The sequence below is a fragment of the uncultured Ruthenibacterium sp. genome (assembly GCF_963558415.1).
Lineage (GTDB): Bacteria > Bacillota > Clostridia > Oscillospirales > Ruminococcaceae > Ruthenibacterium.
In genome coordinates, this window is the sequence record NZ_CAUWGY010000076.1 from 1 (window position 1) to 11,332 (window position 11,332).

Annotated in this window: 11 protein-coding genes; 5 read left to right on the forward strand and 6 right to left on the reverse strand. The window is 55.4% G+C overall.

Annotated elements, in window-relative coordinates:
• Together carB and AB5H98_RS10805 are read left to right on the forward strand one after the other, a co-directional pair.
• On the forward strand, positions 1-2,815 hold a 2,815-nt coding region (gene carB, locus AB5H98_RS10800; RefSeq protein WP_367925908.1), incomplete at its 5' end, for a carbamoyl-phosphate synthase large subunit.
• A gap of 277 nt (positions 2,816-3,092) precedes the next feature.
• On the forward strand, positions 3,093-3,377 hold the full coding sequence (locus AB5H98_RS10805; RefSeq protein WP_367925909.1) for an HU family DNA-binding protein: 285 nt from the start codon (positions 3,093-3,095) through the stop codon (positions 3,375-3,377).
• A gap of 97 nt (positions 3,378-3,474) precedes the next feature.
• Here AB5H98_RS10805 and AB5H98_RS10810 read toward each other — a convergent pair whose 3' ends face one another.
• Positions 3,475-4,065: a lipoprotein gene (locus AB5H98_RS10810; protein WP_367925910.1), complete on the reverse strand. Its 591-nt coding sequence runs from the start codon at positions 4,063-4,065 to the stop codon at positions 3,475-3,477.
• A 162-nt stretch (positions 4,066-4,227) separates the two neighbouring features.
• Positions 4,228-4,848 (reverse strand): hypothetical protein, encoded by a 621-nt coding sequence (locus AB5H98_RS10815; protein WP_367925911.1) that lies wholly within the window; start codon positions 4,846-4,848, stop codon positions 4,228-4,230.
• Positions 4,849-5,047: 199 nt separating this feature from the next.
• On the opposite strand from AB5H98_RS10815, the gene AB5H98_RS10820 reads away from it, so the two are divergent.
• Entirely contained in the window at positions 5,048-6,151 is a 1,104-nt protein-coding gene (locus AB5H98_RS10820) for a DEAD/DEAH box helicase (protein ID WP_367925912.1), read from the forward strand.
• 53 nt (positions 6,152-6,204) lie between these two features.
• A complete protein-coding gene (locus AB5H98_RS10825) occupies positions 6,205-7,008 on the forward strand; it encodes a DUF1835 domain-containing protein (RefSeq protein ID WP_367925913.1) in 804 nt (267 codons plus the stop codon).
• A gap of 29 nt (positions 7,009-7,037) precedes the next feature.
• Here the strand turns inward: AB5H98_RS10825 and AB5H98_RS10830 are convergent, their stop codons facing one another.
• Positions 7,038-7,727, reverse strand: coding sequence for a helix-turn-helix domain-containing protein (locus AB5H98_RS10830; RefSeq protein ID WP_367925914.1), 690 nt, complete (start codon positions 7,725-7,727; stop codon positions 7,038-7,040).
• A 304-nt stretch (positions 7,728-8,031) separates the two neighbouring features.
• Here AB5H98_RS10830 and AB5H98_RS10835 point away from each other — a divergent pair, with 304 nt between their 5' ends.
• Positions 8,032-8,670, forward strand: coding sequence for a histidine phosphatase family protein (locus AB5H98_RS10835; protein ID WP_367925915.1), 639 nt, complete (start codon positions 8,032-8,034; stop codon positions 8,668-8,670).
• An 81-nt stretch (positions 8,671-8,751) separates the two neighbouring features.
• On the opposite strand, the gene hemW is transcribed toward AB5H98_RS10835, so the two are convergent.
• From hemW to AB5H98_RS10850, 3 genes are all read right to left on the reverse strand, one after another.
• Entirely contained in the window at positions 8,752-9,837 is a 1,086-nt protein-coding gene (gene hemW / locus AB5H98_RS10840) for a radical SAM family heme chaperone HemW (protein WP_367925916.1), read from the reverse strand.
• A 14-nt stretch (positions 9,838-9,851) separates the two neighbouring features.
• On the reverse strand, positions 9,852-10,505 hold the full coding sequence (gene catA, locus AB5H98_RS10845) for a type A chloramphenicol O-acetyltransferase (protein ID WP_367925917.1): 654 nt from the start codon (positions 10,503-10,505) through the stop codon (positions 9,852-9,854).
• Between the two features lie 86 nt (positions 10,506-10,591).
• Positions 10,592-11,332, reverse strand: a 741-nt coding sequence (locus tag AB5H98_RS10850; protein ID WP_367925918.1) for a proline--tRNA ligase, incomplete at its 5' end; no start/stop codon positions are given.

Genomic DNA, 11,332 nt, shown 5'->3' on the forward strand with positions numbered 1-11,332 from the left:
AGACACCATGGAGAAACTGGGCGAGCCGGTCATCCCCTCGAAAGTGGTGGAAAACCTGGACGACGCTTTGGACTTTGCCAAGGTCATCGGTTACCCGGTCATCGTGCGGCCGGCCTTCACCATGGGCGGCACCGGCGGCGGCATCTGCGACGACGAGGAGTCTCTGCGGGAGATCGGCACCAACGGCCTGCGTTTGTCGCCCATCCATCAGGTGCTCATCGAAAAGTGCATCGCCGGCTGGAAAGAGATCGAGTACGAGGTCATGCGCGACGGCAAGGGCAACGTCATCACCGTGTGCAACATGGAGAACTTTGACCCCGTGGGCGTGCACACCGGCGACTCCATCGTAGTGGCTCCCAGCCAGACTTTGTCCGACAAAGAGTATCAGATGCTGCGTTCCAGCGCTTTGAATATCATCACCGAGCTTGGCATCGAGGGCGGCTGCAACTGCCAGTTCGCTTTGAAACCCGACAGCTTCGAGTATGCGGTCATCGAGGTCAACCCCCGTGTGTCCCGCTCCTCGGCGCTGGCCTCCAAGGCAACGGGTTACCCCATCGCCAAGGTGGCTACCAAAATCGCCATCGGCTATAGCCTGGACGAGATCCCCAACGACGTCACGGGTCAGACCTGCGCCTGCTTTGAGCCCGCGCTGGACTACTGCGTGGTCAAGTTCCCCAAATGGCCTTTTGATAAATTCGTGTACGCCAAAAAGGACCTGGGCACTCAGATGATGGCCACCGGCGAAGTCATGGCCATCGGAACCAGCTTTGAGCACGCCATGATGAAAGCCGTCAGCTCCATCGAGCTGGGCCTTGAGACTCTGACGCTGCCCGAACTGGAGAGCCTGCCCGACGACGAGATCGTCCAGCGGCTGCACCGGTGCGACTCGGATCGGTCCTTCACCGTGTACGAGGCCATCAAGCGCGGCGTATCCTTTGACGTGATTTACGACATCACCAAAATTGACTACTGGTTCCTGGCAAAACTCAAAAAGCTGGCCGATACCGAGCTTGCTTTGAAAAATGGCGAGCTGACGCAGGAATTGTACCGCAAGGCCAAAAAGCAGGGCTTTATGGACAAGACCATCCTGCGCCTTGCAGGCCTCAAGGAGCTGCCCTTTGAAAAGATGGTGGCCGGCTTCAAGATGGTGGATACCTGTGCCGCCGAGTTCAGCGCCAAGACCCCCTATTTCTACTCCAGCTTTGACGAGGAGAACGAGGCGGCCGAGTTCATCGCCGCCCATCCCACGGACAAGAAAAAAGTGCTGGTATTCGGCTCCGGCCCCATCCGCATCGGTCAGGGCATCGAGTTCGACTACTGCTCGGTCCATTGCACCTGGGTGCTGAAACAGCATGGGTGCGAGGCCATCATCGTCAACAACAACCCCGAGACCGTGTCCACAGACTTTGACACCGGCGACCGGCTGTACTTCGACCCCCTGACCCCGGAGAGCGTGGACCATATTATTGCCACGGAAAAACCCTGGGCGTGCGTAGTCCAGTTTGGCGGCCAGACGGCCATCAAGCTCACAAAGCACCTGTCCGAGACCGGTGTAAAGATCCTGGGCACTTCCGCCGACGCCATCGACGAGGCCGAGGACCGCGAGCGCTTTGACGAACTTTTGGAGAAGTGCGGCATTCCCCGTCCGAAGGGCCACACTGTGTTCACCTGCGAAGAGGCTCTGGCCGCAGGCAAGGACCTGGGCTATCCGGTTCTGCTGCGTCCGTCCTACGTGCTGGGCGGCCAGAACATGATCATCGCCTACAACGAGAACGACGTCAAGGAGTACATGGCCATCATCACCAGCCACGTGGACATGGCAAACCCCGTTCTGGTGGACAAGTACCTGATGGGCACCGAGTGCGAGGTGGACGCCATCTGTGACGGTGAGGACTTCCTCATTCCGGGCATGATGGAGCACATCGAGCGCGCGGGCATCCACTCCGGCGACTCCATCTCCATGTATCCGCCTCAGAGCTTGAAACAGAAGATCAAGGGCACCATTGTGGACTACACCGGCCGCCTGGCCCGTGCGCTGCATGTGGTGGGCCTGATGAACATTCAGTTCGTGGTGTACAACGACCAGGTGTATATCATCGAGGTCAACCCCCGTTCCTCCCGCACCGTGCCCTACATCAGCAAGGTCACGGGCGTGCCCATGGTGGACTTGGCCGTGCGCTGCATGCTGGGCGAGAAACTGCGGGACATGGGCTACGGCACCGGTCTGTACCCCACCGGCGACTACTGCGCCGTCAAGGTTCCGGTGTTCAGCTTTGAAAAGCTGCACAACGTGGACACGCAGCTTGGCCCGGAGATGAAGAGCACCGGCGAGGTGCTGGGCATCGCCCGCAACTTCGAGGACGCTTTGCTCAAGGGCCTGGTGGGCGCCGGATACAGCCTGCGCCATCCCACCCCCGGCAAGTGCGTCATCCTCACGGTCAAGGATGCAGACAAAAAAGAGCTGGAGGACATTGCCTGGAACTTTAAGGATTTGGGCTACAAGCTGTATGCCACCTCCGGTACGGCCTATCATCTGGGCCGCAATATGATCGCCTGCAACGAGGTGCGCAAACTCAGCGAGCCGCGCCCCAACCTGCGCGATCTCTTGGAGTCCGGTCTTGTGGACTACGTGGTCTCCACTTCGTCCAAGGGCCGCATTCCCTCCCATGACAGCGTGCAGCTTCGCCGCAAAACCGTGGAGCTGTCCATTCCCTGTCTCACTGCCATCGATACCGCCCGGGTGCTCATCAAGTGCCTGCGCACAAAGCGCACTTTGCGGGATGTGGACTTAGTAGATCTGTCCACTTTGTTCTGATTTGTGTAAATACGACCCGCCGCAAAAAACCATGCGGCGGGTCGTGTTTTTTTAAAAAGAAATTTACTTTAAATTATATATACAATAAAATATACAAATCGTTTTAAAATGTTGGTCAAGTCTGTGTATGTTTTGTATATAAAAAAGTATAAATGTTGAAAAAAATACGATGTTTTTTGAAAAAACTCTTGTAATATGTGATTTTCCGGCGTATAGTGGGAATTAGAAAAAGCCCGGGAAGGGGTATCATGATTTACAAGGGGGGTTCTGAAGAAAAATGACAAGGTCACAGTTGATCACCGCTGTTTCGGCACAGACGGAGCTGTCTTGTGCGGATGTGGAACGGGTGATGGATTCTCTGTTCGATCACATCATCGGCCAGCTTCAGGATGGCAACAAGGTCACCATTGCGGGGTTTGGCCGTTTTGAGATGCGCGAGCGTCAGACCAAGGCCTACACCAATCCCAAGACCAAGGTGTCCACACAACTGGTGCCCACGAAAATTCCGGGTTTCAAAGCCAGCGGAATCATGAAGCGCCGTCTGTCCGGCGAAGCAGAATAAATGCGGACAAGCATCGGGCCCCGGCACATGCCGGGGCCCGATTTTATATGCCGCACCAAAAAAGAGGGCCGTTCGGCCCCCCTTTTTTTGTTCAATCCTATTTCTCTACGGGCGTAATACTGGCGATGGACTGTTCAAATGCCTCGCTCCAGCCGCCGTAGGTCGTATCGGTGTAAGTGATGGTGTAGGCCTCGTCGGCATTGATGCTGATAACGGTCTGGTAAAGCTCAGTGCCGGTCACAATTACGCTGTAATCCAGCCGGTAATAGGGACATACTCCCAGAGTGCCTGTCTCAAACTTCACGTCCAGCAGGTGTACCTCCTCGTCAAACTGATCGGAGAAAGCCTGCTCCAAAAGTTCCACCAGATCTTCCATCGCTACATTGCTGGCCAGGGGCCTATTGTTTTTCGTGGTAATTACGTTCACATTGGAGCCATCGGGTGCCTGGTAGAACACGTCTACACCGGTGCCTGTGGCATCCACCTGTTCAAAGCCGGCAGGGAAGTAGAGGTCAATGGAATAGGCGGTGTAATCCATCTGCGGAGATGAGATGGATTCAGAGGCCGCTTCGGATTCAGGTGGCATGGGCCGGGAAAGCCAGACAAAAGGAAGCAGCAGAAATTGGCCGCAGGCGGTCAAGGAAAAAACGGTCGCCAGTGCGCAGAGCGTAAGAATCCATTTTCTCATGTGTACTCCTCATTTCTCACCAAAATTACCCCAGAGTCTTTTCTTTATTATATCTCGTCCGTCTGCACTTGTAAAATGACCGGCTCCCTTTTTTGTAAACGGTTCCGGCGCATGCTTTGATATAGCGCACAAAAAAAGAGGGCCATTCGGCCCTCTTTTTCATTAGGTTTGAGTGCTCTCTACGAATTTGATGCTGTCGATGGACTGTTCAAATGCCTCGCTCCAGCCGCCGTAGGTCGTGTCGGTGTAGGTGATGGTGTAGGCCCGGTCGGCGTTGATGCCGAGAGCGGTCTGATAAAGCTCAACTCCGGCCACAGTTACGCTGTAATCCAGCCGGTAATAGGGGCATACTCCCAGAGTGCCTGTCTCAAACTTCACGTCCAGCAGGTACACTTCCTCGCCAAACTGCTCGGAGAAAGCCTGCTCCAAAGGTCCCACCAAATCTTCCATTGCCACATCGCTGGCCAAAGAGCCATTGTTTTCCATGATCACTACGTTCACACTGGAACCATCGCTTGCCTGGTAGAGCGCGGCTGTACCGGTGCCTGTGGCATCCATTTGCTCAAAGCCTTCCGGGACATCGAATTCAATGGAATAGGCGGTGTAATCCGCTTGCGTGTTCTCGTCCGGTGTTGATTCGGACGCAGGTTCCGAAACCGATTCCGTCGAAGCGGACGACGCGGGCTCAGAGGCCGGAGTCGAAGCGGACGACGGTGCACTGCTGCAGGCCGCCAGCGAAAAAACGGTCGCCAGCGCGCAAAGCGTAAGAATCCATTTTCTCATGTGTGCTCCTCATTTCTCACCAAAATTACCCCAGGGTCTTTCCCTCATTATATCGCGTCTGTATGCACTTGTAAAATGGTCTGAACAATTTTTTTAAACGACCCCGGCGGCTCCCAATGTGTGCCCGATGCTCATGTTCCTTTTTGCGACAAAATGTGCTATCATAGCAAAGGAAAATCGAAATGTCAGGAGAACCAACATGGAATATCGCGAATTGAATGTGCCCGAGCAGATCCACAAGGCCGTGGAGCGCATGGGCTTTACCGAGATGACGGAGGTGCAGGAAAAAGCCATTCCGCCCATGATGGAAGGCAAGACCTGTGCTTTCGGCATCCCTTTGATCGTGGGGCTGGACGTGGATAAGAAGTATCCTCAGGCGGTGGTCATGGCCCCCACTCGGGAGCTGGCCCAGCAGATTACCGAAGATTTGCGGGATTTGGCCCATTTTTACCCCGAGGTACGGGTGGTATGCGTATACGGCGGAGCCAATATGAACCGCCAGATCGAGCAATTGAAAAAGGGGCCGCAAATCGTTGTGGCCACTCCGGGCCGCTTGCAGGACCATATGAAACGCCGCACCGTGGATCTGTCGCATGTGGAGACCATTGTTCTGGACGAAGCCGATGAGATGTTGAATATGGGCTTTTACAAAGATGTGCGCCACATTTTGGACACAGTCAAGTCCCGCAAGCGGCTGGCCATGTTCTCGGCCACCATCAGCCGCGAGGTGATGGACATCGGCTGGCTTTACCAGCGGGACGCAGAGGAGATCACTGTGCAGCCGGTGGAGCAGTCCATGCCAAAAATCGACCAGTACATGATGCTGACCACCGGCCGCAACAAGCTGGCGGATCTGTCGGAACTGATCGTGAAAAACGGGTATAAGCGGGTCATGGTGTTCTGCAATCAAAAGTATACGACCGCCATGCTGGCAAACCAGCTTGCCCGGCTGAACTTTGGGGTGGATTGCCTGCACGGCGACCTTTCGCAAGCAGAGCGAAACAAAATTATGGCCAGCTTTAAAGCCGGCCAGATCCCGGTTTTGGTGGCCACGGACGTGGCAGCCCGTGGCATTGACGTATCTGAGGTGGATGCGGTGTTCAACTACGACGTTCCCGAATCCAACGAGCAGTATACCCATCGCATCGGCCGCACAGGCCGCGCCCGGCACGAGGGCACTGCCTATATTTTGTACACAAAAGAGGAGCGCAACCGGGTGCGGGATATGCTGCGCTACACCCGCAACCAGGCGCAGCCCATTGCGTTCAACGAAAACCGGGACATTGTGCCCGCAGAATTTTAAATGGCAATGCCCCGCAGAAAGCGGGGCATTTTAAACAAAAGGAGGGCGGTGCAATGCTGGAGCTTGTGTGCGGCAAAAGCGCCGGTGCAAGCCTGAAAATGGCGGCAAAGAGACCGGAGTTTGCCGAAGTTTCCCGGGATGTGGTGTGTTTGGAACTGGCCTTGAGCGTGGGAAGCCTGCGGGATTGCCCGGCTCAAACCGGGCGCGCCGAAGTGTTGCGCCGGCTGTACGGTGCGGTATATCCGGATTTCGCGTGCGCCGCCCGCGAGCAGGCGCAGCGCAACCGGCAGGCGCTGGAAAGGCTGCGGGTCGCGGCCGAGAGCGGCGAGCCTGTGCGGGTGTGGACCGCGTGCGCTGGAGAAGAGTGGTGCCTGTTTTTGCTGGCCATGTCGCTGTTGCAAAGTGCTCGGGGCCCGGTGAGCGCCGTGTGTGTGCCGCTGCTGTGGCCCCGGCCGGACGGAACGTTGTGTTCCATCCGAGGCTTGGGTGAATTGAGCCCGGAGCGTTGGTGCACTTTTCTGCCCTTGGAAACGCCCGTGGACCCGGTGCAGCGCAGCGCCTGGGCCAATCTGTGGCAGATGTCCCAATCAGAGAGCGCACCGTTGCGGGTCATGCTCAACGGAAGCCTTGCGGGCGTGCCCGAGGACTTTTTCGACGGGGTGCTGCGGCAAAGTATGCCAAAAAAGCAGAGTTTCACAGCGGGTGACGTGGTGGGCCGTGCCTTAGTGCGCTTGCCCGGCGTTTTGGACGCATTTTTGGCCGGGCGGCTGCGCCTGTGGACCCAGCAGGGACTGCTGCGGGTGCACAGGACGGCGGAGTATTATTATGAGACCGTGCTGGAGCGGACCGACGCATGAAAAAAAGCCGCCCGCAGGCGGCTTTTTGCTTATTTTTTTCGATCGATGCGGCTCTCGCTTGTCTTGATTAGGTTGAACAAGCTGGTGGCATACAAGGGATATTCCTTGGACAGCTTTTCGGTGGTCATGCTGAACGCACTGGTGTCCTTCACCGTAGTGCCGGTGCCAATGTCCTCGCCCGACAAAATGGCCTCCACATTGGCCTCGGCCACGTGCATGGCTGCATCCGCGTAGCCGGAGTACACGCTTTTGCGCACGCCAAACAGATTGCTGGCGTTTTTGGGCCCGGCGTTGTATAATAGACGAAACATCTTGTACACCGCGATCATCAGATAGGCCGAGATTTCGCTTACAAGACCTTTGTCCGGGCAGTCGTTCAGTTTGTCGTACAAAATGTTCAAACTGTTGGAAATCAGCTTTTTGTTGAAGGTGGGCAGCACGCTGCCGTGGAACACGCTGTCCTTGGTAGTTTCAGGGTTCGGAATGTCCTCTACGGTCAAAGTCAGTCCGTTTCGGTCGGGGCTGCGGCCCAGAAGATAGTCGCAGGACACGCCGTAAAAGTCCGCCACACGCACCACAAAATCCAGACCGCATTCCCGGATTCCTTTTTCATAGTGCGACAAAAGCGCCTGTGAAACACCCAGCTTTTCGGCGGCCTGTTTTTGCGTAATTCCTTTTTCCTTGCGCAAAAGCGTGATAATGCGGCTAAACTCGGACATTCAAAATACTCCTTCACAATGGACATCGCAAATAAAGGGGCGGTAAAACGGCGTAAAAAACAGACTGCCCCTGCACTCGATGTTTACGTATGGTAAATTATAAACCAGCAAAAACGTTTTGTAAATATCCAAAACGGGCAAAAAAATCCGCGGTTTTGGGGCATTTCGACACATCTCTCAATATGTATGGAGCACATGGGGGCACGATGCTCAAAATGTAGTATGGACACAAAGAAAAAAATAAAAAAATTTTTTTAAAATTTCGCTGTTTTTTGCGAAAATGGCCAAAGAAAGGAAGAATCTTATGAAAAATTACCGTCTGACGCTGATTCGCCATGGCATCACTCAGGGCAATCTGGATGGGGTGTATCTGGGCAGCGGCACCGACGAACCTCTGTGTGAAGAAGGACGTCAGCAGTTGCGGGCACTGCAAGCGCAGTTTGTCTACCCCCAGCCCGCCACAGTGTTTGCCAGCCCTCTGGCCCGGGCGCTGGAGACGGCGGACATTCTGTTCCCCGAGGCAAAGAACAAGATCATTTTGCAGGATCTGCGGGAGAACGGATTCGGTGTGTTTGAGGGCCGCAAGATCCGGGAGCTGGTGAACGATGCGGACTTCAAGAAATGGATGGACCCGGCTCAGCACTTCACTCCGGAAGGGGGCGAGCCTCTGGCGGATTTCCACAAGCGCTGCGGAGGCGTTTTGATGAGCATGTTCGAGTACATGATGAAAACAGGCATCGAAGAGGCTGCCTGCGTGACGCACGGCGGTGTCATCATGAGCATGCTGGCGCAGCGGGGCATGCCCAAGCGCCGGCCCGAACTCTGGATGGCGGACCCAGGCTGTGGCTATCTTGTCCAGTGCAGCCCGGAGATGTGGATGCGGGATCACATCGTGGAGGTGTGCCAGATCGCACCCTTTGGTTACCTGGATGAGAAGGCTTGACCGCTTTTGCTTTATTCTATGCACCGAAAAATTTGTTCAGAACCAAACAGCGGACGGCGCTCGGCGCCGTCCGCTGTTTTTTTATATCAATTCCACCAAAATGCTGTTTTGCAAAAGCATTCCCCGGGGTGTCAGAGCGAGCGTATGGCCGTCAAACCGGGCCAGGCCGCTTTCCTGCAGCCGCTGTGCAAAGGCGAATTTTTTTTCATCCCACACAACTCCGTACGCTTGTTTCAGCGTTTCCAGATTCAGCCCCGACGTAAGGCGCAGTTGCAGCATGATAAAGTCCTCGGCCGTGCACGCACCGTCCGCCACATACTCCGCCGGTTTTTCGCAAAAAGCGGCTGTGCCGGCCGGGGTGTAAAAGCGTTTGCCACCCATGCAACTGTGGGCGGCGGGCCCCAGTCCCAAATAGTCTGCGCAGTTCCAGTAATTTAAGTTGTGGCGTCCTTCAAAACCGGGTTTGGAAAAATTCGAGATCTCGTACTGACCATAGCCCGCTTTCTCCAGCAGTTCTACCGCCGCCAGATAAAAATCCGCAGCCGCGTCCTCGTCGGGAAGATTTTCCGGCGGCCGGCGGCCGAACACGGTGTTCGGCTCAATTTTGAGCAGATAACTGCTGATGTGCGTGCAGCCGCCCTCGCAAAGCAGCTCCACGGTGGCCTTCAGTTCATCCAGTGTGTAGTCGGGCAAAGCCAGCATCAAGTCGCCGCTGATGTTGACAAATCCCACCTCGCGGGCCCATTGCAGTGCAAGGCGGCTCTGGGCCGCCGTGTGCCGTCTTCCGAGCCGGGCAAGCTGGACGTCGAATGCGCTCTGAACTCCGAAGGAAATGCGGTTTACGCCCGCCTGGCGATACGCTACCAGGCTTTCTTTCGAAACAGTCTCTGGATTTGCCTCCAGCGTGATCTCCGCACCGGCCACGGGCCCGGCTGTGTCGATGAGCCGGGCAAGCTGGGCGGCGGTCAAAAGAGACGGGGTGCCGCCGCCGAAATACAGCGTGTCCGGCCGTAGGGGCGTGGACCCACAGGGGGAAAACCGGTCCATTTCCCGGCACAAAGCGTCCACATAGCTGTCGGGCACGTTGTGGTTGCCAGCGGCGGAATAAAAATCGCAGTACCGGCATTTCGAAGCACAGTAGGGAATGTGCACATACAAACCGAACATGGCGCAGACTCCTTTCATCCCACAGAATCGTCTTTCAAAGTGGGATACTGGTCCAACAGAGATTGCAATTCGTTTATGAATCTGCACAAATGGAATCCGTCGCACACAGCGTGGTGTACCTGAACGGACAGGGGAAGAAGGATTTTTTCATTTTCCGGGTAGTATTTTCCCATGGTAAAAATGGGAAGCAGATAGTTTTGTCCCTTGGGAAGATTTAAGTTGAATCCCTCAAAGACCGTCCAGGGAATCATGGAGACCGGAAAGTTGTTTTCAGGGAGATTGGGCTTTGCGTTGAAAGCCTTGTTCGTGCCCCATTGTTTGAGATCCTGTTCGTAGGCGGCGCAAAATGTGTGCAACTCAGGCTCGTACGCAGTCCATAGATTGGAAAATGTCTGTGAGTCCTTGTGGAAAATGGTGTAGCAGGCAATCATCTCGCTGTAAATGCCCAGCTCGCCCTTTTCGTTAAAAGCCGTCCGGAATTCTTCGTGCCGATTGACAATGGTGGTGATGGCGTGCAGCATGGTCGGATAAAATTTCAGACCCGCCTGCCGGATTTTGGTCACGTCCAGCCGCACGGTCATGCTGTACGTGCAGGGCACGTGGGAAAAATAGTGATCAAAATATTCGCGCCGGGGCCAGGTGCTTTTTTCAATTTTTTCAAACAGCATCGCTCTCTGCCTTTCTTTGCATACTCTTTGAAACAACACAGGCGGCAGATGTTGCATCTGCCGCCTGTAAAGAAAAGGTGTGTTTTTTAATAGGCTTTGCCCCAGACCACCATGGCTTTGGCAGGTTTGCCGCAGCACGGGCACACGTCCGACAAATGCTCTTGTTCAAAGGGCATGCAGCGGCTGGACAAGCCGACTTTTTCTTTCATCATTTCCTCGCAGGCTTCGTCGCCGCACCACATGGTCTTGATGTAGCCGCTCTCTTTGTCGGCAATGGCCATCACTTCGTCCATCGTGGTGGCGGTGAAGGTGCGATTTTTCCGGTTCTCAAGCGCACGGTCATACATCTGTTTGGAGATTTGACCCAGTTGCTCGGGAATCGCGGTTTCCAGGTCCGCCAGCGGGCAGAACAGTTTTTCACGGTCGGTGCGGCGCACCAGCACGCACTGGTCTTTTTCCATGTCTTTGGGTCCGATTTCCAGACGCAAAGGCACGCCTTTCATCTCCCACTGGGCAAATTTCCAGCCCGGGCTGTTGTCGCTGGCATCCAGTTTGACACGGCAGAATTTGGAAAGACGGGCGCGCAGCTCTTCCGCTTTTTCCATCACGCCGGGCTTGTGGGAAGCCACGGGTACGATGACCACCTGATAAGGTGCCACAGCCGGGGGCAGAATCAAGCCCTCGTCGTCGCCGTGGGTCATGATGATGGCGCCCACCAGACGTGTGGACACACCCCAACTGGTCTGATAGGGATGTTGCAAAGTGTTGTCCCGGCCGGTAAAGGTCACATCAAAAGCGCGGGAGAATCCGTCGCCAAAGTAGTGGCT